The sequence below is a fragment of the Maribacter algae genome (genome assembly GCF_047345745.1).
Lineage (GTDB): Bacteria > Bacteroidota > Bacteroidia > Flavobacteriales > Flavobacteriaceae > Maribacter.
In genome coordinates this window covers 1,162,100-1,188,377 of the sequence record NZ_JBLFES010000001.1, presented here as the reverse complement: position 1 = coordinate 1,188,377, position 26,278 = coordinate 1,162,100, and the positions used below count along the sequence as shown (strand labels likewise).

General features: G+C 38.4%; 27 protein-coding genes and 2 tRNA genes. 16 read left to right on the top strand and 13 right to left on the bottom strand.

The features are described from left to right. Window positions 1–7: 7 nt before the first annotated feature. The gene (locus tag ACKWBX_RS05245; protein ID WP_413967596.1) at window positions 8–1,048 is read right to left on the bottom strand and encodes an alpha/beta hydrolase; all 1,041 of its coding nucleotides are present in this window, start codon (window positions 1,046–1,048) and stop codon (window positions 8–10) included. 88 nt (window positions 1,049–1,136) lie between these two features. Here ACKWBX_RS05245 and ACKWBX_RS05240 point away from each other — a divergent pair, with 88 nt between their 5' ends. The 7 genes from ACKWBX_RS05240 (at window position 1,137) to ACKWBX_RS05210 (ending at window position 8,702) form a co-directional block, all read left to right on the top strand. Continuing rightward, window positions 1,137–2,132, top strand: a complete 996-nt coding sequence (locus ACKWBX_RS05240; RefSeq protein WP_413967595.1) for an NADP-dependent oxidoreductase — start codon at window positions 1,137–1,139, stop codon at window positions 2,130–2,132. A 27-nt stretch (window positions 2,133–2,159) separates the two neighbouring features. Continuing rightward, window positions 2,160–3,239: a hypothetical protein gene (locus tag ACKWBX_RS05235; RefSeq protein WP_413967594.1), complete on the top strand. Its 1,080-nt coding sequence runs from the start codon at window positions 2,160–2,162 to the stop codon at window positions 3,237–3,239. A gap of 113 nt (window positions 3,240–3,352) precedes the next feature. Next, entirely contained in the window at window positions 3,353–4,369 is a 1,017-nt protein-coding gene (locus tag ACKWBX_RS05230; protein WP_413967593.1) for a nitrilase-related carbon-nitrogen hydrolase, read from the top strand. Between the two features lie 52 nt (window positions 4,370–4,421). Next, window positions 4,422–4,937 carry a MarR family winged helix-turn-helix transcriptional regulator gene (locus tag ACKWBX_RS05225; RefSeq protein WP_413967592.1) on the top strand — a complete coding sequence of 172 codons (516 nt, stop codon included), beginning with the start codon at window positions 4,422–4,424 and terminating at the stop codon, window positions 4,935–4,937. Between the two features lie 132 nt (window positions 4,938–5,069). Then, window positions 5,070–6,572 carry an aminotransferase class V-fold PLP-dependent enzyme gene (locus tag ACKWBX_RS05220; RefSeq protein ID WP_413967591.1) on the top strand — a complete coding sequence of 501 codons (1,503 nt, stop codon included), beginning with the start codon at window positions 5,070–5,072 and terminating at the stop codon, window positions 6,570–6,572. 166 nt (window positions 6,573–6,738) lie between these two features. Next, a complete protein-coding gene (locus tag ACKWBX_RS05215) occupies window positions 6,739–8,355 on the top strand; it encodes a sodium:solute symporter (RefSeq protein WP_413967590.1) in 1,617 nt (538 codons plus the stop codon). Between the two features lie 122 nt (window positions 8,356–8,477). Next, window positions 8,478–8,702: a hypothetical protein gene (locus ACKWBX_RS05210; protein WP_413967589.1), complete on the top strand. Its 225-nt coding sequence runs from the start codon at window positions 8,478–8,480 to the stop codon at window positions 8,700–8,702. Window positions 8,703–9,138: 436 nt separating this feature from the next. Here the strand turns inward: ACKWBX_RS05210 and ACKWBX_RS05205 are convergent, their stop codons facing one another. From ACKWBX_RS05205 to ACKWBX_RS05185, 5 genes are read right to left on the bottom strand one after another with little or no spacing between them, the layout of a single operon-like run. Beyond that, the gene (locus ACKWBX_RS05205; RefSeq protein WP_413967588.1) at window positions 9,139–9,414 is read right to left on the bottom strand and encodes an ATP-dependent Clp protease adaptor ClpS; all 276 of its coding nucleotides are present in this window, start codon (window positions 9,412–9,414) and stop codon (window positions 9,139–9,141) included. Window positions 9,415–9,434: 20 nt separating this feature from the next. Then, entirely contained in the window at window positions 9,435–10,274 is an 840-nt protein-coding gene (gene prmA, locus ACKWBX_RS05200) for a 50S ribosomal protein L11 methyltransferase (protein WP_413967587.1), read from the bottom strand. Window positions 10,275–10,288: 14 nt separating this feature from the next. Continuing rightward, window positions 10,289–11,038 carry a triose-phosphate isomerase gene (gene tpiA, locus ACKWBX_RS05195; protein WP_413967586.1) on the bottom strand — a complete coding sequence of 250 codons (750 nt, stop codon included), beginning with the start codon at window positions 11,036–11,038 and terminating at the stop codon, window positions 10,289–10,291. A 33-nt stretch (window positions 11,039–11,071) separates the two neighbouring features. Next, window positions 11,072–12,169 (bottom strand): BT_3928 family protein, encoded by a 1,098-nt coding sequence (locus ACKWBX_RS05190; RefSeq protein WP_413967585.1) that lies wholly within the window; start codon window positions 12,167–12,169, stop codon window positions 11,072–11,074. A 3-nt stretch (window positions 12,170–12,172) separates the two neighbouring features. Then, the gene (locus ACKWBX_RS05185) at window positions 12,173–12,724 is read right to left on the bottom strand and encodes a DUF1599 domain-containing protein (protein ID WP_413967584.1); all 552 of its coding nucleotides are present in this window, start codon (window positions 12,722–12,724) and stop codon (window positions 12,173–12,175) included. Between the two features lie 98 nt (window positions 12,725–12,822). Between ACKWBX_RS05185 and folP the strand changes: the two genes are divergently transcribed. Genes folP through ACKWBX_RS05170 form a run of 3 tightly spaced genes read left to right on the top strand, consistent with a single transcriptional unit; the run spans window position 12,823 to window position 15,263 of the window. Continuing rightward, window positions 12,823–13,647 (top strand): dihydropteroate synthase, encoded by an 825-nt coding sequence (gene folP / locus ACKWBX_RS05180; protein ID WP_413967583.1) that lies wholly within the window; start codon window positions 12,823–12,825, stop codon window positions 13,645–13,647. Window positions 13,648–13,701: 54 nt separating this feature from the next. Further along, the gene (cdaA, locus tag ACKWBX_RS05175; protein ID WP_413967582.1) at window positions 13,702–14,487 is read left to right on the top strand and encodes a diadenylate cyclase CdaA; all 786 of its coding nucleotides are present in this window, start codon (window positions 13,702–13,704) and stop codon (window positions 14,485–14,487) included. Continuing rightward, complete coding sequence (locus ACKWBX_RS05170) at window positions 14,487–15,263, top strand: DUF3667 domain-containing protein (protein WP_413967581.1); 777 nt, start codon at window positions 14,487–14,489, stop codon at window positions 15,261–15,263. Before cdaA ends, ACKWBX_RS05170 begins: the two co-directional genes overlap by 1 nt. A 3-nt stretch (window positions 15,264–15,266) precedes the next feature. Here the strand turns inward: ACKWBX_RS05170 and ACKWBX_RS05165 are convergent, their stop codons facing one another. Next, on the bottom strand, window positions 15,267–17,033 hold the full coding sequence (locus tag ACKWBX_RS05165; RefSeq protein ID WP_413967580.1) for an ABC transporter ATP-binding protein: 1,767 nt from the start codon (window positions 17,031–17,033) through the stop codon (window positions 15,267–15,269). Beyond that, window positions 17,026–17,775 carry a tRNA pseudouridine(38-40) synthase TruA gene (gene truA, locus ACKWBX_RS05160; RefSeq protein WP_413967579.1) on the bottom strand — a complete coding sequence of 250 codons (750 nt, stop codon included), beginning with the start codon at window positions 17,773–17,775 and terminating at the stop codon, window positions 17,026–17,028. The genes ACKWBX_RS05165 and truA overlap by 8 nt, the downstream gene beginning before the upstream one ends. A gap of 109 nt (window positions 17,776–17,884) precedes the next feature. On the opposite strand from truA, the gene ACKWBX_RS05155 reads away from it, so the two are divergent. Together ACKWBX_RS05155 and ACKWBX_RS05150 are read left to right on the top strand one after the other, a co-directional pair. Continuing rightward, window positions 17,885–18,379, top strand: a complete 495-nt coding sequence (locus ACKWBX_RS05155) for a metallophosphoesterase family protein (protein ID WP_413967578.1) — start codon at window positions 17,885–17,887, stop codon at window positions 18,377–18,379. A 78-nt stretch (window positions 18,380–18,457) separates the two neighbouring features. Then, window positions 18,458–19,327 (top strand): DUF6503 family protein, encoded by an 870-nt coding sequence (locus ACKWBX_RS05150; protein WP_413967577.1) that lies wholly within the window; start codon window positions 18,458–18,460, stop codon window positions 19,325–19,327. 189 nt (window positions 19,328–19,516) lie between these two features. On the opposite strand, the gene ACKWBX_RS05145 is transcribed toward ACKWBX_RS05150, so the two are convergent. Continuing rightward, complete coding sequence (locus ACKWBX_RS05145; protein ID WP_413967576.1) at window positions 19,517–19,927, bottom strand: DUF4293 domain-containing protein; 411 nt, start codon at window positions 19,925–19,927, stop codon at window positions 19,517–19,519. Between the two features lie 192 nt (window positions 19,928–20,119). On the opposite strand from ACKWBX_RS05145, the gene rho reads away from it, so the two are divergent. The 4 genes from rho to ACKWBX_RS05125 all read left to right on the top strand — a co-directional run bounded on the left by rho (window position 20,120) and on the right by ACKWBX_RS05125 (window position 24,126). Continuing rightward, window positions 20,120–21,730, top strand: a complete 1,611-nt coding sequence (rho, locus tag ACKWBX_RS05140) for a transcription termination factor Rho (RefSeq protein WP_413967575.1) — start codon at window positions 20,120–20,122, stop codon at window positions 21,728–21,730. Window positions 21,731–21,936: 206 nt separating this feature from the next. Beyond that, window positions 21,937–22,662: a hypothetical protein gene (locus tag ACKWBX_RS05135; RefSeq protein ID WP_413967574.1), complete on the top strand. Its 726-nt coding sequence runs from the start codon at window positions 21,937–21,939 to the stop codon at window positions 22,660–22,662. Between the two features lie 32 nt (window positions 22,663–22,694). Beyond that, on the top strand, window positions 22,695–23,393 hold the full coding sequence (locus tag ACKWBX_RS05130; protein ID WP_413967573.1) for a hypothetical protein: 699 nt from the start codon (window positions 22,695–22,697) through the stop codon (window positions 23,391–23,393). A gap of 40 nt (window positions 23,394–23,433) precedes the next feature. Beyond that, the gene (locus ACKWBX_RS05125) at window positions 23,434–24,126 is read left to right on the top strand and encodes a hypothetical protein (RefSeq protein ID WP_413967572.1); all 693 of its coding nucleotides are present in this window, start codon (window positions 23,434–23,436) and stop codon (window positions 24,124–24,126) included. 51 nt (window positions 24,127–24,177) lie between these two features. Here the strand turns inward: ACKWBX_RS05125 and rpsT are convergent, their stop codons facing one another. The 4 genes from rpsT to proS all read right to left on the bottom strand — a co-directional run bounded on the left by rpsT (window position 24,178) and on the right by proS (window position 26,270). Continuing rightward, window positions 24,178–24,429, bottom strand: coding sequence for a 30S ribosomal protein S20 (gene rpsT / locus ACKWBX_RS05120; protein WP_413967571.1), 252 nt, complete (start codon window positions 24,427–24,429; stop codon window positions 24,178–24,180). A 48-nt stretch (window positions 24,430–24,477) separates the two neighbouring features. Further along, window positions 24,478–24,549 (bottom strand) — tRNA-Glu (locus tag ACKWBX_RS05115). Window positions 24,550–24,642: 93 nt separating this feature from the next. Then, window positions 24,643–24,714, bottom strand: a tRNA-Glu gene (locus ACKWBX_RS05110). An 80-nt stretch (window positions 24,715–24,794) separates the two neighbouring features. Then, window positions 24,795–26,270, bottom strand: a complete 1,476-nt coding sequence (proS, locus tag ACKWBX_RS05105; protein ID WP_413967570.1) for a proline--tRNA ligase — start codon at window positions 26,268–26,270, stop codon at window positions 24,795–24,797. Window positions 26,271–26,278: the final 8 nt, after the last annotated feature.

The window sequence follows — 26,278 nt, the reverse complement described above, 5'->3', positions numbered from 1 at the left end:
CTAAAATTTAGACTGCTTGATCAGGGCTGGAATACCAATCCACAAGACAAGCCTGTAATTTTTTGGCCCCTAAATCAGGATTGTTTGTTCTAAGTATGTTCCAGGCATTTAAAAGGTGACTGCCATCGGCCTTAATTTCAGGGATATTTTGATTTCCGATATGGTATTCTGGTTTTTGTTTCTCCTCAAAGGGTTTCACATTCCCATACAATGCTGTACTTGGAACACTATTTGATTTCGATTTTATATACTCGGTCATGAGTTTCATTCTTTCAGTAGGGTCACCATCAATCGGAAATACGGATACATTGGACGGGAAATCATGTTTCAAAAGATTATCTATGTGTTTTTTGATGATGCTTCCGTTCCACCTAAAAATAGTCGTAGGTACCGTAAGGGCTTGTACGTATTCCGCTTTTTCATGTTCAAAAGCCACCCTATAGGCATAATCGTAGGTTTCGCCAGCCCTCAAATAATCCATTGCGACCATATGTAATGCCATCGCAGGCAATTGCGGTCTTTTTAAAGCAAATTCTTCGCTTTGAAAACACCAGGGGAAGTATTGAAACATATTCCCTACCATTTTCCAAATCTTGACCAAGTGGCTTCCATCCTTTTTAGGGCTTAAATCAAAAAAATAGTTCTTTAAAATAGTTACTCTTAAATCATCATTAAAATGTGCTGCATTATCCAAATATACCTGGGCAACCCCATCAGAGTGTTCCAGCGCATACCGTATAGCGATTTGCGCTCCGGTAGCGGAACCGTATAGACTTGGTTTTTTCAAATGCAGTGCTGTAAATGCCTTATGTAACACATTCGTATAATCCCTCACGGATTTTGGTTTAAAACCAAGGCCATCGGAATTTCCGTACCCCGGTGTATCCAAAGCAATAACCGTGTACCGTTCCGCCAACTTCTGTGCCATAGGCAACAATAAATTGGAAGTATGCGGTGACGGATGTAGCAAAACAATCACTGGACCACTGCCCATTTTTTGAAAAAAGAGCTTTCCGGAATCCAATGTTATGTAATTTGCAGTTTTCAATTTTGGATATTTAATTAGTTAATATAGTTAATTATTCATAATATTAACTAATTTTATCGAAATTAAAAGGTTTTTAAAGTTTACGAATATGACCAACAGAAGAGTGGCATTGGCGAGCAGGCCATCTGGAATGATTGAAGATAACAATTTTCAGCTGATAAACGAGGAAATTCGTGAATTGGACCAGGGCGAAATTCTGATACAGATCGAAGCCATTTCGTTAGATCCGGCCATTAGAGGTTGGATGAACGAAGGAACCACCTATATAAAAGGTATAGAAATAGGAGCGGTCATGCGGAGTTTCTCGGCAGGCAAGGTCATCCGATCCAGAAATGAAAACTTTAAGGAAGGGGATTATGTAGAGGGGCTTTTAGGAGCGCAAACGCATGCTATTTCAGATGGCAAAGGACTCAAGGTATTGGATATGTCCTCGGGCAAATTATCCTATCATCTCGGCGTTTTGGGAATGCCCGGCATGACCGCGTATTTTGGCCTGTTGCGAAAAGGAAAGCCCCTGAAAGGGGACGTGGTCTATGTTTCCGGAGCGTCAGGAGTAGTGGGTTCCACCGTAGGCCAGATAGCAAAAATAAAGGGATGTACCGTTATTGGCTCTGCTGGGAGCGACGAAAAATGTAAATTTCTAATCGAAAATTGTGGATTTGATTATGCCATCAACTACAAAAAAGAAGAATTAAACAAAAAATTAAAGGAATATGCGCCCGACGGAATCCATATTTATTATGACAATGTAGGGGGCGAAACTTTGGATATTGCCTTATTAAATTTAGCCAAGGGGGCGCGTGTGATCATTTGTGGCGCCATTTCCCAGTATAACAACATGGGAAACATTCAAGGACCTAAAAATTATATGAAAATTGTTACCGCCAGGGGGCTTATGACCGGAATCATAGTTTTTGACTACGTGGAAGAATGGCCTAATGCGGTCAAGGAAATTGCCGGTTGGATCAGCGATGGTAAAATTAAGGTGAAAGAGCATATGGTACATGGGTTGGACAACTATGTGGCTGCGCTAAAGATGCTTTTTACCGGGGAAAATTTCGGAAAATTGATTTTAATCCCCTAATAGCAATCTAAAAACAACACCCTTTTTATGATGGCCGAAGAAAACATCCCAAACAATAAGCTACCGGATACAGGAATCAGTGGCGTGTATGAGGTCATGTTGGGCACGGATGATGCCGATTACGCCAAAAAATATTTTGCCGAATTTGGTTTTAAGACTATAGAAATCCAATCCATCTCTGCGAAGGAAGCCAAACAAATCTATGGAGTAGATTCAAAATTGAACTCCTACCGACTTCAAAACGGGAAAATTGACAGTCATGGCCTGTTGCGAATATTGGAATGGGAAAAACCGCTGGGCAATGGCATTGGGTATGCACCGGTTGAAACTATAGGCTCTAGAATAGCGGTAATGCGGACCCATGACATTTTTAGGCTGTATGATATTTATGAAACGGCAAGGGAAACAGGCAAGGAACATTGGTTGGCAATGGAGCCTATCGCAGATGACCTTTTTGGCCTTAATACCGGCGAAAAGAGTTTTTTTCAGCGTCCAGTTCTGGTTCGGGAAAATGCAGTGTACGGTGCTTTCTTTAACCACATTTTTTTTCAACGGTATGGTTACGTAATTCCCGGATACGGGACCATAGCGGAAGGTACCCCCTTAAAGACCAGTGAGTTCACGCATCACGATTTTATTATAGACGCCGAGGATATGTCGCAAATGAGCTACCTCTCCACAGCTCTGGGACTTATGGCAGAAGAAGATCCCAAACTGGATGGGGATTGGTTAAAAGGCCCCAAAAGGGTCTTCCAGATGGAACCCGGTTTTAGCCATGTGTACCAAGGTTTCGTATCTCCGAACAACATTTGTGGCAAATTGAAATTCTTTATCCCTAACGGAATAAAGCCCAATGCTTCCCAAAAACAACGGGTAGGGGAAAAAGGCATCACGTTGCATTCCTTCTATACACCAAAACTGGATTTCGTGCATGATTTGGTATTAAAGCATACCTACTTAGACGCTTCAAAAATTCAAAAAAATGAATTTGGCGAGAGGTCTTTCAATTTTAAGGATACCGCAGGAGTAAGCTGGCAGATTTTGGAAAAAAACAAGGAACCAATATCCTCTCCAAAAACTGAGCTTAATTTTGTAAAGCAGGAATAAGGATTTATTTTGTTTACCCAAATTTATCGAAAACGGGGAATACATCGAAAAGAATCGAACAAAATAATTAATAGTATTAACTATTTTGTAACTTCATACTAATTGAGACATACATGTCAATAAAAAGATATAAAGCTTTAGCGTTACAAACGGAATGTTTCGCAGTAAACAATTGTAAGGACAGGGCTTCCGCCTACACATTGATGCAAAAATCTTTGGATAAGGTACTCGCCGAAACAAGAGGCTCAAAAGCTTTTATTGGACCTGACCTAAAATTGGTAGTACTTCCGGAATACTTTCTTACCAGCTTTCCTTTTGGCGAAAATATGGAGGAATGGCGTAAAAAAGCATGTCTATCTACAGATGATGCCCTATTTGATACGATGAAGGATTTCTGTGTAAAACAATCTATTTTCTTATCCGGTAATTTTTATGAATTGGATGAAAATTTTCCTGAGCTCTACTTCCAAAGTAGCTTTATAATTGATGACCAAGGCGAACTGATTTTGAAGTACCGGAGGTTAAATTCCATGTTTGCCCCTACCCCACATGATGTCATGGATACCTATATGGAAATATATGGTTATGAAGCACTTTATCCCGTAGCTGATACAAAACTTGGTAAATTGGCCTGTATCGCTTCGGAAGAGATATTATATCCTGAAATTGCAAGATGCTTGATGATGCGTGGTGCGGAAGTTTTTTTACACTCTTCCTCAGAGGCGGGCAGTCCCCAATTGACCCACAAAGAAGTGGCAAAAAGAGCTAGGGCCATTGAAAATATGAGCTATGTGGTTTCGGCCAATTCGGCCGGAATATCCGGTATCGATTTTCCCTTTGCCGCAACGGACGGACTCTCAAAAATTGTTGATTATGAAGGTCACGTTTTGGCCGAAGCTGGAACAGGGGGAAGTATGGTAGCCAACAGTTACCTAGACATTAATGCGCAAAGGGACTACCGCTCAAAAGTTTCCATGCAGAACTATAATGCGCGACAACGATTTGAACTGTATGCCAAATCATATACGGAATATTCCCATTATCCACCAAATAGCTTTGAGAATGAGACGCCTACCAAGGAATTGTTTATAAAAACCCAATTAAAGGTCATTAAGGACCTTCAGAATTAATGAATTGTAGTCTATCTTAGACTGCCTCACCCTAAGTAATGAAAGAAGAATTATGATTGAAAAAAGTATTGAAGAATCCATCGTCCTAAGTATATTCGATTTAGCTACTCAATTAAAGAAAATAGGTGACGAAGTGTACCAGAAAGTAGGCCTTACTACGCAACAATGGCTAATACTCCTGCATCTTGCGGACAATCCCAACCTCCCGTTTTTTAAGAAAGAAAAGCATAAGAAAGCCCTAATGGCAAGTGAACTGGCAGATTCCCTAAACGTTAGTAGGGCCAATATCACCAATCTTATCAATGTACTTTTGGAAAAAAACCTGATCAGACAGTATGAAGATGAGGACGACAGAAGAAAAAAACGCTTGGAACTGACCAAAGATGGAATAGATCTATTAAACAAGACCCAGCCATCCCGTTTGGCAGTGATTATGTTTTTAACGGAAGGATTCAACCAAGAAGAAAAAGAGACATTTCTGCGTTTTCTTGAAGCGTGCATGAACAAGATTACCAATGAAGACGAAAAAATCAAATCCTTCCATAAATTATTGGTAGAAACGGAGTAATATTTTCACGGTTTTATGTGAAAGGATAATCGCTCTATTTGATGTAAACCACAAAATAGTACACGCGATTTGCATAAAAGAGGTATCTACAATATCAAAACCTTACACTTTATTCCATCTAAATGAATAATGATGAGAACAGTTGCAACCCCAGAAAATAAGGTTTCAAAACTAGAAAAACACTTCAGCCAATTTAAAAGAAATATAATTGGTGAAAACACTCATTTTGATTCCGTTTACGGCCCCCAAAAACTAATCTATGCCGATTGGATCGCAAGCGGAAGGTTATACGGGCCAATCGAAGATATCATGCGGGACACCATTGGACCTATGATAGCCAATACCCATTCTTTTTCCAGTGAGACGGGAAAAGCATCCACATATGCCTACAAGCACGCAAGGAACATCATAAAAAGGCATGTAAATGCCGATGAAAATGATATTCTGGTCACTTCGGGAACAGGTATGACAGGGGTGTTGTCCAGATTACAGCGAATTATGGGCCTGCGTTGGCCAGATGTAGTAAAAAGCAAGATTTCAATTCCGGAAAATGAACGCCCAGTAGTGTTCATATCCCACATGGAACACCATTCCAACCATGTGCCCTGGATGGAAACCATTGCGGATGTTGTTATGGTGCCTTGTGATGAAAACAACCTTATCTGTCCCGAGCAACTTCAAAAAGAACTAGCAAATTATACCGATAGACCACAAAAAATAGGAGCTTTTACAGCGTGTTCTAACGTTACCGGAATAATTTCCAGATATCATGAACTCGCCAAGGTTATGCACCAAAATGGAGGTGTCTGCGTTATAGACTTTGCAGCTTCCGCCCCCTATATTGATATTAATATGCATCCAAAAAATCCCGAAGAGCGTTTGGATGCTATTTTATTTTCACCACACAAATTTTTGGGAGGTCCAGGAACCTGTGGAGTCTTAGTTTTTAATAAAAACCTTTACAATACGAATTGTCCGGACGTACCCGGCGGCGGAAATGTAAAATGGACAACCCCATGGGGCAAATATGCCTATCATACAGCTATAGAAACAAAAGAAGATGGCGGCACACCGGGTTTTTTGCAAGTGATGCGGACTGCTTTAGCGATTCGTTTAAAGGAAAAAATGGATACGGAGCATATCAAAAATCGTGAAGAGGAATTATTGGCGCTTTGCTTTTCAGAATTGCGGAAAGTACGCGGATTATTTATTCTTGGAGACAATACAGAAAAACGGATAGGAGTAGTTTCTTTTGGTATCAAGGGCATACACTACAACCTTATTGTTCGTTTACTGAACGACCGTTTTGGAATTCAGGTAAGAGGTGGTTGGTCTTGTGCCAGTACTTACGGACATTATTTATTCAATATTGATTCCGATTCATCCAAAACTTTAATCCAAGATATCGAAAATAAAAATCTAACGAACAAACCAGGCTGGGTTCGCCTATCATTACATCCCATTACTACTAACGAGGAACTCGTCTTTATATGTAATGCAATAAAAAAGGTTGCTGAAAACATAGAAGAATGGAGCAAAAATTATACTTACAATAAAAAAACCAATGAATTCGGTTTCAATAAAGGAAGTGATGAACAAATAATAAATACCGTGAAAAATTGGTTCTCATTGTAATGAAAAGGAGTTTTTAATTGAATGGGAGGTATAAAAGCCTCCTTTTTCATTTTATGACAACTCTATATTCTAATCATTTATGCAATAAAATAGCCAAAGTTTTACCAAATATTGTAATATTTATGCTTTACTTTAAATTTTTAAAACAAAATAATCAACCGTACAAATGAAATCAATATTAGAAACAGCAGATTGGTGGGTATTGGGAGCATATCTAGCAGCACTTATTGGAGTAGCCATCTGGGTTGTACTCCAAAAAAACAAAAATACCGAAGATTACTTTTTAGCCGGAAGAAACGTGGGGTGGTTTGTTATTGGAGCCTCAATATTTGCCTCCAATATTGGTTCTGAACATGTGGTAGGCCTTGCTGGTACAGGCGCGGAATCCGGAATGCCAATGGCCCATTATGAATTGCACGCATGGATAGTACTTTTATTGGGATGGTTGTTTCTTCCTTTTTATTTTAGGAGTAATGCCTTTACGATGCCCGAATTTTTAGAAAAACGTTTTGATAGTAGATCGAGATGGTTTTTATCCGTTTTTTCATTAGTGGGATATGTAATCACCAAGGTTTCCGTTACCATCTACGCCGGTGGAATCGTAGTCTCTGAACTCTTGGGAATCCCTTTTTGGTACGGGGCCATAGGTATTGTCCTTTTTACGGGCGCTTATACCATTATTGGTGGAATGAAAGCGGTTATCTATACCGAAACATTACAAACGATAATTCTAATTGCGGGCTCTCTTATTATTACGTATTTAGGACTGGAAAAAGTAGGAGGATGGTCAGAATTAAAACTAGTAGCTGGCAGTGAACATTTTAATATGTGGCGCCCCATTTCAGATCCTGACTTCCCATGGACCGGAATGCTCATTGGTGGTACAATCGTGGGAATCTGGTACTGGTGTACGGATCAATACATTGTGCAACGCACACTTGCAGCAAATAATATTAAAATAGGTAGACGCGGAGCCATTTTTGGCGCATATCTAAAATTGCTGCCCATTTTCATCTTCTTGATTCCCGGTATTATCGCCTTTGCTTTGGCAAAACAAGGAGTATTGACCTATGAAAAAAGTGATGAAGTGTTTCCGGTCCTTGTAAAAACGTTATTGCCTGTTGGGCTAAAAGGTTTGGTAGCCGGTGGATTAATGGCCGCGCTCATGAGTTCATTAGCCTCCGTTTTTAATTCGTGTTCTACCATATTTACAATTGATATTTACAAAAAACTAAAACCACATACCGAGGAAAAGAAACTACTTAGAATTGGAAAAATAGCAACATCCCTTGTTGTGGTTTTGGGAATTATATGGATTCCCATCATGGAGAAGATTGGTGGCGGCGTACTTTATCAATACTTACAAAGTGTACAATCCTATATAGCGCCTCCAATAACCGCTGTATTTTTGTTGGGGATTTTGTGGAAGAGAGTCAATTCAAAAGCAGCGATAGTCACACTATTTTCGGGCTTGCTAATTGCGGCTTTACGTATTTTATCCGAAATCTATCAAACAGAACTTTCTGGTCTGTTATTGACCTTTGCGACCGTGAATTTTGCCCACATGGCCATTTTCATGTTTATCTTATCCATAATAATCTGTATTACTGTTAGTTTGGTTACAAATCCACCTAATTATGAAGCTATCAAAGGGCTTTCCTTGGGTACGTTATCACAAGAGGATAAAAGAATTAGCAGAGAAAGTATTTCTTATGCGGATATTATTCTATCAGTATTATTGATTATAATAGTGGTAGCTGTTCTGATTTATTTTACCGGATAAATAATGAGCTGTAGATAGTTAAATTATTCACAAATATGATAGTCAAATAATGCTATAACAAGTAACAATTCATAAAGAATTGCGTAATTTAAATATTATATTAACTTTGACAAAAAACAAGAATGAAGGAGTTACTTGAACAAGCTCAAGAATTTGAGAATAGAAAAATGAGCAACATGTCCACTAGTGACAGGGTTGAGGCTTCAAGAGAGGCAAAAGCATTAATACTAAAGATAAACGAAATCTATAAAGAAAGTAAGGACCCAGAATTAATGGATGTCATGAAAAGGTTGACCGTTAAGAAGAAAAAAATTGAGAAACGTTTGGGCGGTGTCCCACAAGTTTAACATCATTTTTAAAATTTCTCGGAAATTACTTTCGATACATGTTATTTCTGACTTATAATCCAAAAAAACAAAACCTCTTTTTTCAAAAGAGGTTTTTTCATTTTTAGCAAATAAAGTTACCGGATTAACGAGTCTTACATCGTTTTATCCCCAAAACAATCGCTTGAACTAATATTTTATTCTCTTCTTGGTTTTCCACTGATATTAGCGGTCCAATCCGATACAGTGAAAATCGTTTCGTTCTATACAGAAAATTTGCAGAGATGGCTAATGCGGTTTTTAGGTTTCATCTACCAGCATTTTTTAGCAATGTTTGTGTTTTTCTGTTTTGTGATAGCTTTCCTGATTATGTATCTCTATGTGCTATAGTTATAATTTCTTTTGAAGGTATTTTGAATTAAAAAAAACGATGAAGCGTCAAGCATATTTCTTTATGCTAAACAATTTCTGCACTTAGACCTGCCTGCAATAGTCTTGAGCAACGTGGTTCCAAATCATTGTACTCCCCTGTTTTAACGGTACACTTGCCATTGTAATGAACAATGAGGGAACATTGTTCAGCCTGTTCCGCACTATGCTCACAAACAGAGATCAAGGTTTCGATAACGTGGTCAAAAGTATTCACATCATCATTAAAAAGCACAATTTCATTTTGCTGAACAGTTTCTTCTTCTAAGAGGAGTTCTTCGGAAATTTCTTCTTTAGTACTCATGATTTTTTGTTTGATGTACTCTAAAATACATATTTTGAGGCGACCCAATTATTTTTTTCCAAGTTTTTTTCAAACTTTAACCCTTCTGCGGTACACTTTTTACTGATCAATTCTAAATCTTCTTTGTAAAATCCACTAAGCAAAAGTATAGCCTCTGGATTCATACATTTCGCGTAAATAGGTAGGTCTTCCAAAAGAACGTTTCTATTAATATTCGCTATAATGATATCATACTTTTCATCACCCAACAAACTGGCATCGCCCTCTTTTACCGTAATATTATCCAAACCGTTACGGGCCACATTTTCCAAAGCGTTCAAATAGCACCAATTATCAATATCTATGGCATCAATTTTCAACGCGCCTCTCATGCCTGCTAGAATGGCTAGAACTCCTGTTCCCGAGCCCATATCCAAAACCACTCTTCTTTCTAAATCCAAATCCAACAGGTGTTGCAGCATCATATGTGTAGTCTCATGATGGCCCGTACCAAAACTCATTTTAGGTTCTATAATGATATCATAAAGAACATCCTTTTTTTCATGAAAGGGAGCTCTCACCATGCATATACGGTCTACCAAAATAGGTTGAAAACTCTGTTCCCAAGTGGCATTCCAGTTTTCTTGAGCTATTTCTTTTCGTTCAAAATCAATTTGAAAATTCCGATTGGAGAGAACGGTTACCATATCCAGAATAGTTTCGGACCACTCCTTTTTCTGGATATAAGCGAGGATGCCTTCATCTTCTTCCACGAAACTTTCAAAACCTACCTCTCCCAACTGGGCAATTAAAATATCCGCCGCAGGTTGTAGAGGTTTTATACGAAAACTATATTCTATATATGTCGTATCGGAAGACATCTCGATTTAGCCGATTAAATGGCTTTTATTATGGCTATAAAATCATCGGCTACTAGAGATGCCCCGCCTATGAGTCCGCCATCCACGTCCGGTTTTCCAAATATTTCTGGGGCATTGCCCGGTTTAACACTACCCCCGTAAAGAATGGATACATTATTGGCAATGGTCTGGTCGTAAGCCTCTGCAATGGTCTTACGGATAAATTCGTGCATCTCCTGAGCTTGTTCCGGTGATGCTGTTTCTCCGGTACCAATGGCCCAAACTGGCTCATAGGCCAATATGATTCTTGACCATGATGCCGCTTCCAATGAAAACAAGGCATTTCTTAGCTGATTTTCAACAACGTTAAAATGGTTATTGGCTTTACGGTCCTCCAATTCTTCTCCAAAACAGAACATTACCCGTATTTCATGGTCCAGAGCAGTTTGTACCTTTTTTGCTAAAATTCCATCTGTTTCTGCAAAATAAGCACGTCTTTCCGAATGCCCAATTATAACGGTATTTACATCAATATTCAGTAACATATCGGCAGAAATTTCACCGGTATAGGCCCCACTTTCGGCAAAGTGCATATTCTGCGCAATAACCTCTATTTTAGAAGCCTCCAGACATCTTACGGCAGCAGAAAGGTTAACGTATGCTGGTGCTACCATTACTTCCGCTTGGGTATCCGGTAGTTTTGCCGATAATGTTGCCAGCAAAGCCTCCGTCTCCTCTAAGTTTTTGTTCATTTTCCAGTTACCGGCTACTATTTTACTTCTCATTGCTGTTTTTATTTGATAGTTATTTACTTCATTTTATGGAAAAATCAAATCTTCCAAATCATTATAATGTACTTTTTGTAGTATCGTTCCTTTTTCCAAAACCAGAACTCCCGGATTGGAACGGACAATAGTTTTAAGGGTGGTTTCATCCGTAAAATAAAAATCGAAATCCAGGTTATATTTTGATTTTAAATTGTTAGTTTGATCAGGTCCGGAGGCTGACATCCCAATTACTTTATATCCGCTTTTCTGGGCTTTATCAGCTACACCTTTCAGCACTTCAAAAGCTTCTAAATTGGACTTTCGCAAATCATACGCGATGACCATGACCAACTTGGGTTCGATCAATAATTCGCTTGCATAGTCCTGACCCTCTTGCTCTATGGTGAAATCATGTACCGGGGGTTCGTAACCTTTTTGAATTTCAGTGGTTTCCACACCAATAAACTCACCATCAACCGAGGGGTAATCACCTTGTGTTACAATAATTTTTTCGTCCCCATCAACTTTGAATTTCCAGGCATAATCAAAAACGGCTTTTGGAGCATCTTCTGGCACGGTCATGCCTTCTTCAATATTCTTACCTACTTCATAGGGTCTAAAATCGATTACGGGAAGGTGGTTCAGAACATAATAGGCGTAGGCGCTACAAGCAACTACCGATAAAATCAGAAAACTCTTTAATGTCGCTGGTCTAAAAAGAGGGGCAATCCACTTTTTACCTACAAACAAAATTAGGATCAATACCAGTAATACAACATCTTTTGTAAATGATTCCCACGGTGTTAGTTTTATGGCGTCACCAAAACATCCGCAATCCGTCACCTTATTGTAATACGCTGAATAAAATGTAAGAAAGGTGAAGAATACGATCATTCCCAACAAACTCCATAAGGTAAATTTAGGTTTAAACCCTATGATGAGCATAACGCCCAAAAGCACTTCTATGATTACCACGATAATAGAAATGGTCAATGCATATGGCATAAATACCGGTAGGTCCAATACCCCTTGGCTAAAATATTCCTCTAATTTGAAGGAAAACCCTACCGGGTCGTTCAATTTTATATACCCGCTGATGATAAAAAGTATTCCAACAAATATCCGAACAAAGCCTATGAGGTATTTCATTTATTATGATGCTTTTTTTGTTTCGGACATATGAATTAGAGCGAATACGGAATAATTGATCATATCCTGATAATTGGCATCGATGCCTTCACTGACCAAAGTTTTGCCTTTATTATCTTCGATTGATTTTATTCGCAACAGTTTTTGAAGAATCAAATCCGTCAGGGAGCTAATCCGCATATCTCGCCAAGCCTCACCATAATCGTGATTTTTATTCAGCATTAACTGTTTGGTTTCGGCAATATGTTTGTCATACAATTCAACAGCTTTGCTCGCTTCCAGATCGGGCTGGTCAACAACGCCCAGTTCCAACTGTATCAATGCCATTATGGAATAGTTGATGATTCCTATAAATTCTGATTTTTCGCCCTCGTCAACTTTTCTAATATTATTTTCCTGAAGACTTCTAATGCGTTGGGCCTTAATGAAGATTTGATCTGTTAAGGACGGTAACCTTAAAATACGCCATGCACAACCATAATCTTTCATCTTCTTTTCATAAAGGTCCCTACACTCTTGGATAACCTCATCATATTGCGTTGCCGTATGCTGCATATAGTTCCTTGTAATTTGTGTAAATTTCGCTTAAAATTTTGTAACCGTCAAAGTTGATGGTTTAAACTTAGGGAAGCAAAAATCCATTGAAATCAAATATGACCATAAACTGCAAAGGACAACTCATCAATTTAGCATATCCTAAAATAATGGGCATCCTAAATATTACGCCGGACTCTTTTTACGACGGAGGAAAATATAAAAACGAAAGTGATATTCTTTCGCAAGTAGAGAAGATGTTGACCGGTGGTGCCACTTTTTTGGATATCGGTGCATATAGCTCAAGACCGGGTGCGGATGAAGTAAGCGAAGCCCAAGAATTAAAACGCATTATTCCGGTAGTTGATTTGATCCTGAAACATTTTCCCACAGCCATGCTTTCCATAGATACCTTTAGAAGCCAAGTAGCGAAACAATGTATAGCCCTCGGAGCGGCAATGATCAATGATATTTCAGGAGGAAAAAGGGATGCCAAAATGATACAAACCATTGCTAAATGCAATGTACCTTACATCATGATGCATATGAGGGGGAACCCAAAAACGATGCAACAAAAAACCGATTATGAAGATTTGGCAAAGGATATGTTATTTTACTTTTCTGAACGATTGGCGGTTACCAAAAGCCACGGGATAAAAGATGTCATCATTGACCCTGGATTTGGATTTTCTAAAAATTTAGAACAAAACTACACGCTACTTAAAAATTTGAATCTTTTCAAAATAACCGATTGCCCCTTGTTGGTCGGTATCAGTAGAAAGTCCATGATTTATAAACTTCTTGGAAACACCCCGTCAACGGCATTAAATGGTACCACGGCCTTACACATGTTCGCTTTAGATCAAGGAGCCAATATTTTAAGGGTTCACGACGTTAAGGAAGCTAGGGAATGTGTTCGACTTTACGAACAATTACAGGCATAAAACGGAACGGTTTTCGTTCATCAAATTTTGTTAATTTTACAAAAACGACAACGCTTGGATTTTTTGAATTTTATCGATTTTAAGATTACGGATATCCTAGATATTGTGTTGGTCGCAGTTCTTCTTTACTACATCTATAAACTGGTCAGGGGCTCCGTTGCCATTAATATTTTTATTGGAATCGTTATCGTTTGGGCATTTTGGAAATTGACGGAACTTCTGGGAATGCAAATGATCAGTAGTATGGTCGGGGCTTTTATGCAAGTAGGGTTAATAGCCCTTATCATCGTATTTCAGCAGGAAATCAGAAAGTTTTTACTGATGATCGGTTCTACCAATTTTGCCAATAAACGAAACTTCGTCAAACATTTTAAATTTTTAAAGCAAGATGGTATCGGAACCGAAGTTGATGTTGATGCCATTCTCCGAGCCTGCGAAAAAATGGCAAGTACAAAAACAGGAGCTATTTTGGTAATTGAGCGAAACAACTCCCTGGATTTTATCAAATCCACAGGAGACCGGATGAACATAGAGATCACCCAGCCCATTTTAGAGAGTATTTTTTATAAGAACAGCCCATTGCATGATGGCGCAGCGGTTATCGTAAATAATTACATTGTAGCCACAAGAGTTATTTTACCCGTTTCCAATGAGCGAAATATTCCTTTACGCTTTGGGTTGCGGCACAGAGCAGCTGTAGGTATCACAGAGAAAACAGATGCCTTGAGTATTGTGGTCAGTGAAGAAACCGGACTTATATCCTATATCAAAAACGGTGAATTTGTATTATACGATTCATTAACACAACTCGGTGCGATGCTAAAACAGGATCTGGTGTAATGGAATGTAAAAATTGTAATCATACCTTAAGAACAGACTATAGCTTTTGCCCCGATTGTGGCGCTAAAGTGATTCGAAATAGACTGAACGTCAAAAATTTATGGTTTGATATTACCGAGCGCTACTTTAATGTTGACAACACTTTCCTTAGAACCTTTATACATCTTTTTACCAAACCGGAAGTTGTCATCGGCGGCTACATACAGGGAATTAGAAAAAAATATCTGAATCCCATAAGCTATATGGGTATTGCTATTACGCTTTCGGGATTTTTGGTTTTTTTGATGAAAAGAAAATCGGACCAACTGGATTTTGATGTTTTTGGTACAGGTGCTAGTTCTCCGGATTTGCAACCTTTATTCGATTTTACAACGGACTACCAAGCTATTTTATTTGTACTATATATTCCAATGATGGCCTCATCCGCATGGTTGGCCTACGAGCAGATAAAATATAACTTTACGGAAAGGCTTACGGTATTCATTTATACATTGGCCCAATGGAGTATTGGTACATTTATCCCCTCAATATTAATACTAAGTTTTATACCAGAATATTATGGTCTCATTGTTTTTCCTATGATGGGTCTAATGTATCTGTACACAGGTTATATCATTAAAAGGACAGGAAAATTAAAAGGTTTGGATTTGATAGCAAAAATATTGGTGTTCTATATTCTCTTTACTATACAATATTTTGCACTGTCCGCTTTGATTCCTGTCATTCTTATCCTGACCGGGACAATGGATTTTAATGCCTTTATTCCAAAAAAATAATAATCAAGCCACCTCTTCTGCCATAAACTGCGCTTCATAAAGATTGGAATAATATCCACCTTTTTCAAGTAATTCCTTGTGGTTGCCGATCTCGACTATCCGTCCGGCATCCATCACGATAATTTTATCGGCCTTTTTAATGGTCGCCAACCTGTGGGCAATGACGATTGAAGTTCGTCCTTGCGTGATTTTTTCAGTGGCTTTTTGTATCAATTGTTCGGAATACGTGTCTACCGAGGAAGTTGCCTCGTCTAAAACTAAAATACTTGGGTCACTCACATAGGCTCTTAAAAAAGCGATCAATTGTCGCTGACCACTGGATAGCATGGAACCCCTTTCTTTCACATTGTATTCATATCCACCAGGAAGACTTGCTATGAATTCATCCACACCGATCGTTTTTGCCGCATTTTCAATATTCGTTATGTTGATGGCAGGATCTTTAAGCGAAATATTGTTCGCAATCGTATCGGCAAATAAAAACACATCTTGGAGCACCACGGCAATATGGGAACGTAAAGATGAGAGCTTGTAATCTTTAATGTCGATTCCATCCACTAAAATACTTCCGGAATTAATTTCATAGAATCGGTTCAACAAGTTAATGATGGTCGATTTTCCTGCTCCTGTAGCACCAACAATAGCAATGGTTTCTCCAGCTTTTACATCAAAGGAAATTCCGTGCAATACCTCTTCATCTTCAACATAACCAAAACGAACCGCTTTAAACTCGATGTCGCCTTTCATTTTTTCACGTTCTATTGTACCCTCATTGGAAATTGTACTATCCGTATCCAGGATTTTAAATACCCGATTCGCCGCGACCATACCCATTTGCAGCGTGTTAAACTTATCCGCAATCTGCCGTAGCGGTCTAAATAGCATATCTATCAATAGAATATAGGCGAACACGGTTCCTGCAATATCATCCGTAATACCGGCTACGTTTTGCAGACCGCCATACCATACGATTAGACCAACGGTAATGGAGGAAACAATCTCGGCGATTGGAAAAAAGATAGAGTTATACCAAACCGTTTTTAACCATGCTTTTTTATGCTTTTCGTTTATCTCCCTAAATTTTTGACTTTCTATTTTTTCACGGGTGAACAACTGTACTATTTTCATTCCCGTAATGCGTTCCTGCACAAATGAATTTAAATTGGAAACCTCTGCCCTTACCTCTGTAAAAGCCACTTTCATTGCTTTTTGGAATAATCGGGTGGCGTAAAGAATCAACGGCAGTACTGCAAATACCAGAAGTGCCAGTTTCCAATTGATATAAATCATTACGCCCGCGGCCACGAACATTTTTAATAAATCCGCTACGATAACGAAAAAGCCCTGACTAAATATCTCACCGATACGCTGCATGTCCGCCACTGCTCTTGTTACCAAAACCCCAAGCGAAGAATTATCAAAATATTTCATCTTGAAGCCTAGCATTTTTTGGAAAAGATTTATACGTACGTCCCGTATGACAGATTCCCCTAACCAGTTGGCATAATAATTAAAGGATAGTTGGCTCGTTACCTGTAAAACAAGTACGGCCAACATGGCAATGATAAGATATAGAAGTTTCTCCGGATCGGCATCCTTGATGGCGCCGTCTATAATTTCACGTAAAATGATGGGAGTTAGTACCGCAAAAACCGACAATAATATTGCCGCCAAAGCCACTCCATAAAAAGTAATTCTATAAGGACGGGTATGGGCCATTAAACGCTTAAAGAGCCGCGTGTCAAAAGCTTTTCCTGAGTCTTTATCCATTCTTAAAAATAGTATTGGGGTACGTTACGGAGGTCAAATATAGCCCTTTTGCAGGTACGGAAGCGCCCGCTTTTGAGCGATCTTTACTTTTTAAGATGGTATTAACATCGGCTATGGAATATTTGCCTTTTCCAACATCCAAAAGTGTTCCTACCACTGCCCTGACCATATTTCTCAGAAAACGGTCCGCCGTAATCTTAAAGCTTAAAGCATCCTCATTTAAGGACCAATTGGCATATGTTACATCACAAAAAAACGTACGGACATCCGTATTGGTTTTAGAAAAACACTCAAAATCCTTTCTGCCCAAAAGGAGCCGGGCAGCCTCGTTCATTCGGTCAATATCCAATCTTTGTTTTACGTAATATGCCGTATCCTTATAAAACGGGTTTTTAACATTGCAGACCAGATATTCGTACGAACGTGATGTAGCATCAAACCTAGCATGTGCTTCTTCGCTGACTTCGAATATATTTAGAACCGAAATATCATCGGGAAGAAAAGCATTTAACCTGAATATTAATTGGGCTATATTATCAATACCATTAAAATCAAAATGTCCGTACATCTGCTTGGCATGTACCCCGGCGTCCGTGCGGCCGGCACCCACTATTTCTACTTTATCCCTTAGCAGTTTGGACAATGCATCCTCTAAAACTGACTGTACCGTAATAGCGTTTGGCTGATTCTGCCAACCGTGATACGCCAAACCAAAGTATGAAAATTGAATAAAATATCTCAAATGAAACTCCTAGTTTTGTGGTGTTCAAAGATAATGAAGTTACGAATGATGTGCGGTGTTGGTACAATTAAGAACACAGCTGCTTTTTCATAATGAACCAAATACATAAATGACCAAAATCCTATTACTTTCGGATACCCATTCCCATATAGATGATGCCATCCTAAAATATGCCAGACAAGCGGATGAAATTTGGCATGCGGGCGATATCGGAAATCTAAGGGTTACGGATGGACTCTCCGCGCTAAAACCATTACGTGGTGTATATGGTAATATTGATGACCATATTATTCAAAAAGAATTTCCATTGGACAATAGGTTTACTTGCGAAGAAGTCAATGTTTGGATGACACATATTGGAGGTTATCCTCCAAAATACAACCAAAGAACAAGGGAATTGATCAAAGCCAATACCCCGAAACTGTTCATCTGCGGGCATTCCCACATTTTGAAAGTAATGTGGGACAAAAAGCTGAATGTATTACATATGAATCCCGGTGCTTGCGGAAAACATGGGTTTCACCACGTGCGCACCATGCTACGGTTTACTATCGATGGTCCAGAAATCAAAGATTTGGAAATCATTGAGCTGGGGAAGCGTTGATTTTTACTTTTCATTTGTATGGTTGATGTAAGTATCGGTACTCTAAAACGTCAAAACCTTCAGAAAAAAACAACAAACATGAAAACACAAAAATTAACTACACTTTTTGCAGTGTTAACTTTATCAATGATTTTGTCCGGATGCGGAGAAAAAGCAAAAAAAGATACTACCGATACCATGAAAATGGAATCCGAAGAAATGGTCTCAAAAGAACCTGAGTATAATACGGCCAAGCCGGAAACATTATTGGCATCCATTGAATACGCCCATGGAGGCTGGAATGACCTTTGGTCCAAAAATGATGTACAGTACACTTATGATTACCGTTATCCAGATGGCAAAGCAGATGTTTCCGTGGAGCGTTACATCTTCTCCAATGAAGCATCATACGGAAATTATACGCAACATGACATCAATGTCATGCCAGGCGAAAAAGGAGAAGTAACCCAATATTTTGATGGTGAAACCACCAAGGTGATGATGGATGGCAAAAATGTTGAAAATCCGCAAGTGGTCGCAGTGAGCGACTTCCTGAGGAGAGCAAACTACTTTTGGTTCGTAATGCCCTACAAGTTAAACGATAAGGGAACTATAGCAACATATATGGGACAAGAAGATTATAACAATACGACCTACGATAAGGTAGAAATTACATATGATGCGGCTATTACGGGAAAAGAGCAGAATGATGCCTACATCCTTTATGTTAATCCGGAAACTAAATTGGTAGACCGTTTTTATTTTTCATTGCCTTTTTTAGGTGTAAATGCTCCGGTCATCATAGCCAATTATGAGTATGAAGAAATAGAGGGACAAAAAATAGCTACAAAACGTACCTATTTTATGCCCAATGAAAAAGGTGAATATGGCGAAGACCCGAATATTGTACAGACACTTACGAATGTAAAATTCAATAATGGTTTTGCAGAAAAAGGCCTTATGAATTAAAGAAGGGCAAAAAAGCAAAGAGAGCGTTAGGGATTGTAATGGCATCCTTTTGTTGCCAAACAAAAGATAAAATGAAAAGCCCGGCCTAACGTTTTTGAAGAAAACATTAGGAACGCCCAAAAAATATAAATGTAAAAAACCCGGGAACTACCCCGGGTTTTACGCACTAATACTACTAAGATGTTAGGTTCAACGTAAACGATCAACAGATTTTACAAGATCTTCATCCTTCTTTATAGCCCTATTGGCTAAGACCAAAAAAACGATAGAAAATACAGGAATCAACATCCCAATACCCTTCTCGGAGACCAAAGTCTCTCCGGATAAGTTTAGCGATCGGTAAACGAAAAATCCTAGTAAAAAAAGGTTCAATATCATGTTCAGTCTGTTTACCACAAACTGGTTCTTTCTGTTTTTAAATAACAATATGGCCCATAAGGCCAAAAGCGCAGAAACATAAAAGGCTATAGAAATAAAGATTTCATTACTGGCATAGATTTCCGTACCCTGGGCATCTGACCAAAGGTTTACAAAGAACGGTAGTACACTAGAAATGAGTGCCACTATTACCAAATATATACTCTGTATCCGTTGAATCATTTATATACTATAAATCAGGAATACAAAAATACAGGTCTTTTTAAAAAATATCTCCTTAATTCTTGAAAATAATTCGTAATATTGTTGCGTTAACAAGTTTAACACTTGCCTAGGGAAACCTTTCCCGATTAGAATATCCAAATATAATTTACTTCTTATAATACAAAACACTGTTAATTTATTCAATATTTAATGTTTGAGATTTCAGATTTAAAATCGAAAAAGCTACCTGAACTTCAGGAAATAGCAAAAGAACTTAATGTTCCCAAATTCAAGACGCTAAAAAAACTAGACCTAGTTTATCAAATTTTAGACTTGCAGGCCGCAAATCCAAAGGCCGCTGCCGCAGTTGTTCCGGCGAAGGACGAAGCACCAAAACCAAGAAAAAGGATTGCAAAAAAAGAGGTGCCCGCAGAAAAGAAACCAACAGAAAAAACTTCAGAAAATCCAACGGTCAATTCAGAACCGACCAACAAAGAAAAAGAAGTGGACAACGGAAAGAACAAACCGGAAACGAGAAAACCTAATCCGAGACCGCGACCTACTACTTCCGAGAACAATAAAAGGAACAATCCACAGAACAAGAACCAACAAAACAGAAAGCATAACAACCAAAGAAACGGTACCCACGACAAAAGCAATTTTGATAAGGACTTAAAAAACAGGTATAAAGAACCTGAGTATGAGTTTGACAGCATCATTGCCAGTGAGGGTGTTCTGGATATTATGCAAGACGGGTACGGATTCTTACGTTCCTCTGACTACAACTACCTTTCTTCGCCCGATGATATTTATGTTTCACAGTCACAAATTCGTTTGTTCGGTCTAAAGACCGGGGATACGGTATTGGGTAACGTAAGACCCCCAAAAGAAGGTGAAAAATATTTTCCGTTGATCAAGGTGAACAAAATCAATGGTATAGACCCCCAAATTGTTCGTGATAGGGTTTCCTTTGAGCATCTAACACCACTTTTCCCCAAGGAGAAATTCAATTTGGCGGAAAGACAGAGTACCATCTCTACGCGAATTATCGATTTGTTTTCACCTATTGGTAAAGGACAAAGGGGTATGATCGTTTCCCAACCTAAAACTGGTAAAACAATGCTCTTAAAAGACATTGCCAACGGTATTGCGGCAAACCATCCAGAGGTATATCAAATTATTTTGTTGATCGATGAACGCCCCGAAGAAGTTACGGATATGCAACGCAACGTGCGTGGTGAAGTAGTCGCCTCTACTTTTGATAAAGAAGCTACGGAACATGTGCGTGTAGCGAATATAGTTCTTGAAAAGGCTAAACGCTTGGTAGAATGCGGTCACGATGTAGTCATTCTTTTGGATTCTATTACACGTTTGGCAAGGGCCTATAATACTGTGCAACCGGCATCCGGTAAAGTGTTAAGTGGTGGTGTTGATGCCAACGCACTTCATAAGCCGAAACGTTTCTTTGGTGCCGCTCGTAATATAGAGGGTGGTGGTTCATTATCCATTATCGCTACAGCATTGACAGAGACTGGCTCCAAAATGGACGAGGTTATCTTTGAAGAATTTAAAGGTACCGGTAATATGGAACTTCAATTGGATCGGAAGATTGCCAATAGAAGAATTTTCCCTGCTATTGACCTTACCTCTTCAAGCACCAGACGTGACGATTTATTATTGGACGAAAGTACTTTACAGCGTATGTGGATCATGCGCAAGTATCTTGCGGATATGAATCCTGTGGAAGCTATGGAATTCATTGAGCAACGCTTTAAACAAACTAAAAACAATGAAGAATTCTTAATGACCATGAATCAATAAGAAATTCTTATAATTTAATATTGGAAAAAACCAGTTTCATATGAAACTGGTTTTTTTATGCTTGAAGCGTGAATTTCGTCGAAAATCTGTTTCCATAATCTTACACTGATAGTAATTTAATATCTTTAAAGCAGCTAAGAGATTTCCCCCATCATTTAGTTTATTTTAAATAAAATGAACACTAACCTTTTGAAAACAATCTGAAGATGAAAAAATCAAAACAGCTATGTCTTTCCGTATTTGGAATTTTATTGATTACCGTTACAAGTTGCAAAGAACTAAAATCCGACCCAAAAGAACCACAGGAGGAAATAGAAGTGGTTGCTCCGGCCCAAATAATTCCGGTCGCCCAGGCAGAATCTTTTTATAACAACTACACAAAGCGAAGAGCTAAACTCATCAGGAAATATGAGGATTCCATCGATCGTGGTAAAAGATATACCGACCTTAAGCAGCAAAAGCGTCAAATGTCGGCAGAAACGACAAGACCAAAAGACTCTTTTATTGTAGCCCGTTATGTTTCCTATGACTACAAGACCATAAAACAATATTTGAACTATGTGGAGCAAGAAGCAAAAAAAGCGAATGTAGATATAGCTTCTTTGCGTTTTTATTTTTCTAACTACCCGAACAAAAAGAAGTTTCATAATGGAGAGCCTGTTTACCACCCAAGGCAAAATTCCATTTTGATTTCACCTACTTTGAAAAAAGGTGGCGAAGAGTTCCTTTTCTATACTTCCGTTTTAGAAAATGATGGACGGGCGGCCATGTTACTATCCGACCAATTTGAAGATTTAGACAAAGGATACGGAGACAACTATAAAGAAAGTCAAAAGGTCTATGCCTCCTTTGCGCCGACAACGAAAGCTTTTCAGGATGGAAAGAATAGTTTGACATTAAATAGAGGTGGTGGTGTTCCTCCTAATAATTAAAGTGAAGATCTTTAATTAATACAAAACATAACATGGAATTCCCGGTTCTTACTTTTTTAAGGGACAACTTCTATGTTTTTCTTTATGGACTTACGTTAATTTTTTCTCTATTCAGCTATAAAAAATATTTCGATACTGTTTTACGTTTTTTGCCAGCAATTATCACATATACTTTCTTAACAGAATTGTTAGGCAATATAGTTTGGAAAAATGAAAATTTTCAGCTTATATATGAGGGTGATCGTCCAATAAATAACAGTATAGTGTACAACATCCATGATATTGTTTTTTATGGTTATTTCTTCTATATCTTTTGGTTGAGTGTAGAAAACAAAAGAAATAAAAAAATCATAAAGTATGGAAGCATCATTTTTATCGCTATAAGTATCATAAACCCATTTTTTGAAAGCTTTTTTCTTTACCCACAAACCTACTCTATAGCCGTAGGCTCTTTGCTTTTGATAGCCTGTATTGTTTTTTATCTTATTGAATTGAACAAGAACTTTTCTTTAAGGTTAAAGAAAAGTCATTTGTTGTTCTGGATAAGTTTAGGATTATTGGTGTTTTACCCGTTTTATCCAATTATCATGTATATAGGAACTTATCATAACCATCTATACACTTCTCCTTTAAAAGAAATACATATTTTCTTAATATGCGCTATGTACTTCTTGTTTATTATTGGTTTTATAAAAATGAGAAGAATGAAACCGTTGAAAGAATTATCATGAGAGCGGTTTGAAAATTTTGTTCAACTCAAAAAACAACTGAATGGGTAATGAAATAGCGGAATTCTTAATGGGAAACTGCTATGTAATCATTTATGGGATAGCATTAATCCTGTCAGTTCTGAAATACCGATACTATTTTGATACTCCTTTAAAAACACTCCCGATTATTATCGGATATGTATTGCTCACCGAGATTCTAGGGTTCCTCATAAGGGATTTTGAGGATATTCAAGTGGTTTTTGAAAATGGATATTCCCACTACAACCATTTGATATACAATATTTTAGACACTATTTTCTTTCTGTATTTTTTCATAATTTATAAAAAGAGCATCACCGAAAAAAGGACAAAAAATATAATACGCAAAGGAATACTAGTAATCATTGTAATAGCTCTTCTAAATCCATTTTTTGAAGAATTCATCCTTTTTCCACAACTGGGAGTCATTATTTTCGGGTCAATTCTTTTGGTTTTTTGTAGTCTATCCTATTTGAAGGAGGTCATGTCCAAGCCCATAAAATATTCCAATTATCACAAATTAATGAAATGTATAAGCTTGGGCCTACTCCTATTTTATCCTTTCTACCCTTTTATCATCGGTATAGGACAATATAATGAGGATTTATACTGGAAGTTACACTTACGAGAGGTTTTATTGGTTTTAATTATCATTATGTACGCTCTGTTTTCCATAGGATTTATCAAGCTTAAAAAAATTCAATTTTTGAAATAAAAAAAGCCTTCCAAAATGGAAGGCTTTATAAATCTTAAATTCTAGCTATATTTAAAGTGCAGCGACATGCTTTGCCAATTTACTTTTGAGATTGGCCGCTTTGTTAGAATGAATGATGTTTCTTTTTGCAAGACGATCGATCATACTTATCACACTTGGTAAAAGTGCTTCAGCATCTTTCTTTTTCTCTTCAGAACGTAATTTTTTTATTGCGTTACGGGTAGTCTTGTGTTGGTACCTGTTGCGTAAACGCACTGCTTCGTTTCTTCTAATTCTTTTTAATGCCGACTTATGATTTGCCATCTTCCTTTAAATTATATTTTCTGGATACCAATATCCGTTTTTACTATGTAGCCCGTAGGGGAATCGAACCCCTGTTACCAGGATGAAAACCTGGCGTCCTAACCCCTAGACGAACGGGCCATTTTCTAAAATTTAAAAGTATTAAATACGAAGTACGAATTTGGCACTTAGAACAACTACTTTAAACCTTGTACTTCTAACCTTATACCTTTGTAGCCCGTAGGGGAATCGAACCCCTGTTACCAGGATGAAAACCTGGCGTCCTAACCCCTAGACGAACGGGCCATTGCTTTGCACAATTGCGGATGCAAAAATACAATTATTTTTCACTATCGCAACACCCCAATATTATTTTTTCCATTCTTTTAATATGCCTTTGCAAAAAGCACTCTTTTGGAAGAAGGTTTGCCGGTTACCATACAGGTACCTTGCTCAGCATCAGCATCAATGGGAATACATCTAATCGTTGCTTTTGTTTCATCTTTTACACGTTCTTCCGTTTCTGGAGTACCGTCCCAATGGGCAGCTAAAAAACCGCCTTTTTCCTCGAGCACTTTCTTGAACTCCTCGTAAGATTGCACGTTAGTTATATGCGCTTCTCGATGTGATAAGGCTTTGTTATAAATATTCTTTTGGATGTCTTCCAGTAAAAATTCAACTTTGGATATAATATCCGTCGCAGGCACGCTCTCTTTTTCAAGTGTATCCCTCCGGGCCACTTCATAAGTGCCGTTTTCCATATCGCGCTGACCGATGGCCAACCGTACCGGGACACCTTTTAGTTCATACTCATTGAATTTAAACCCTGGCTTGTGCGTATCACGATTATCGAATTTCACGGAGATTCCTTTCTTCCTTAGCTCCTTGACCAAAGGCTGTACCTCTTCCGAAATAGCGTCCAACTGCTCCAATCCCTTATAAATAGGAACAATTACCACTTGTATAGGAGCCAGTTTTGGTGGCAGTACCAACCCATTATCATCACTATGCGTCATGACCAAAGCGCCCATTAATCGTGTAGAAACACCCCAAGAAGTAGCCCAAACATATTCTTTTTGACCTTCTTTGTTAGCGAATTTCACATCAAAAGCTTTTGCGAAATTCTGCCCCAGAAAATGTGAAGTTCCTGCCTGTAACGCCTTCCCATCTTGCATCAATGCTTCAATACAATAGGTTTCCACGGCACCTGCAAATCGTTCGCTTTCCGTTTTGACTCCTTTTATGACCGGTACGGCCATATGTTCTTCTGCAAATTCAGCATAAATGTTCATCATTAACTCCGCTTCTTCGATCGCTTCTTTTTCTGTAGCGTGGGCTGTGTGGCCCTCTTGCCATAAAAATTCTGCCGTTCTCAAAAAAAGTCGCGTGCGCATTTCCCAACGCACTACGTTGGCCCATTGGTTTATGAGCAGGGGCAAGTCACGGTAGGACTGTATCCATTTTCTATAAGTGTCCCAAATAATGGTTTCCGAAGTAGGCCTTACGATAAGTTCTTCTTCCAATTTGGCATTTTCATCCACAATGATACCACTACCGTCTTCCGCATTTTTCAATCTATAGTGGGTAACCACCGCACATTCCTTTGCAAAACCCTCTACATGGCTTGCTTCTTTACTTAAATAGGATTTTGGAATAAAAAGCGGAAAATAGGCATTTTCGTGGCCCGTTTCCTTAAACATTTTATCTAGCCCCGCTTGCATTTTTTCCCAAATGGCAAAACCATACGGTTTAATGACCATGCAGCCTCTAACTCCGGAATTTTCGGCCAAATCCGCTTTGACTACCAATTCATTATACCATTTTGAATAATCTTCGCTTCGCTTTGTTAATTTTTTACCCATCATACATA

Coding starts and splice junctions, on each gene's coding strand:
- ACKWBX_RS05210 (WP_413967589.1), top strand. CDS start 8,478: ATGAAGGAGTTACTTGAACAAGCTCAAGAATTTGAGAATAGAAAAATG.
- ACKWBX_RS05145 (WP_413967576.1), bottom strand. CDS start 19,927: ATGATTCAACGGATACAGAGTATATATTTGGTAATAGTGGCACTCATT.
- ACKWBX_RS05205 (WP_413967588.1), bottom strand. CDS start 9,414: ATGAGTACTAAAGAAGAAATTTCCGAAGAACTCCTCTTAGAAGAAGAA.
- prmA (WP_413967587.1), bottom strand. CDS start 10,274: ATGTCTTCCGATACGACATATATAGAATATAGTTTTCGTATAAAACCT.
- ACKWBX_RS05130 (WP_413967573.1), top strand. CDS start 22,695: ATGGAATTCCCGGTTCTTACTTTTTTAAGGGACAACTTCTATGTTTTT.
- ACKWBX_RS05170 (WP_413967581.1), top strand. CDS start 14,487: ATGGAATGTAAAAATTGTAATCATACCTTAAGAACAGACTATAGCTTT.
- ACKWBX_RS05230 (WP_413967593.1), top strand. CDS start 3,353: ATGTCAATAAAAAGATATAAAGCTTTAGCGTTACAAACGGAATGTTTC.
- ACKWBX_RS05135 (WP_413967574.1), top strand. CDS start 21,937: ATGAAAAAATCAAAACAGCTATGTCTTTCCGTATTTGGAATTTTATTG.
- rho (WP_413967575.1), top strand. CDS start 20,120: ATGTTTGAGATTTCAGATTTAAAATCGAAAAAGCTACCTGAACTTCAG.
- ACKWBX_RS05190 (WP_413967585.1), bottom strand. CDS start 12,169: ATGAAATACCTCATAGGCTTTGTTCGGATATTTGTTGGAATACTTTTT.
- ACKWBX_RS05155 (WP_413967578.1), top strand. CDS start 17,885: ATGACCAAAATCCTATTACTTTCGGATACCCATTCCCATATAGATGAT.
- ACKWBX_RS05185 (WP_413967584.1), bottom strand. CDS start 12,724: ATGCAGCATACGGCAACGCAATATGATGAGGTTATCCAAGAGTGTAGG.
- tpiA (WP_413967586.1), bottom strand. CDS start 11,038: ATGAGAAGTAAAATAGTAGCCGGTAACTGGAAAATGAACAAAAACTTA.
- ACKWBX_RS05125 (WP_413967572.1), top strand. CDS start 23,434: ATGGGTAATGAAATAGCGGAATTCTTAATGGGAAACTGCTATGTAATC.
- proS (WP_413967570.1), bottom strand. CDS start 26,270: ATGGGTAAAAAATTAACAAAGCGAAGCGAAGATTATTCAAAATGGTAT.
- folP (WP_413967583.1), top strand. CDS start 12,823: ATGACCATAAACTGCAAAGGACAACTCATCAATTTAGCATATCCTAAA.
- ACKWBX_RS05225 (WP_413967592.1), top strand. CDS start 4,422: ATGATTGAAAAAAGTATTGAAGAATCCATCGTCCTAAGTATATTCGAT.
- ACKWBX_RS05165 (WP_413967580.1), bottom strand. CDS start 17,033: ATGGATAAAGACTCAGGAAAAGCTTTTGACACGCGGCTCTTTAAGCGT.
- ACKWBX_RS05240 (WP_413967595.1), top strand. CDS start 1,137: ATGACCAACAGAAGAGTGGCATTGGCGAGCAGGCCATCTGGAATGATT.
- ACKWBX_RS05150 (WP_413967577.1), top strand. CDS start 18,458: ATGAAAACACAAAAATTAACTACACTTTTTGCAGTGTTAACTTTATCA.
- ACKWBX_RS05235 (WP_413967594.1), top strand. CDS start 2,160: ATGATGGCCGAAGAAAACATCCCAAACAATAAGCTACCGGATACAGGA.
- rpsT (WP_413967571.1), bottom strand. CDS start 24,429: ATGGCAAATCATAAGTCGGCATTAAAAAGAATTAGAAGAAACGAAGCA.
- ACKWBX_RS05215 (WP_413967590.1), top strand. CDS start 6,739: ATGAAATCAATATTAGAAACAGCAGATTGGTGGGTATTGGGAGCATAT.
- ACKWBX_RS05220 (WP_413967591.1), top strand. CDS start 5,070: ATGAGAACAGTTGCAACCCCAGAAAATAAGGTTTCAAAACTAGAAAAA.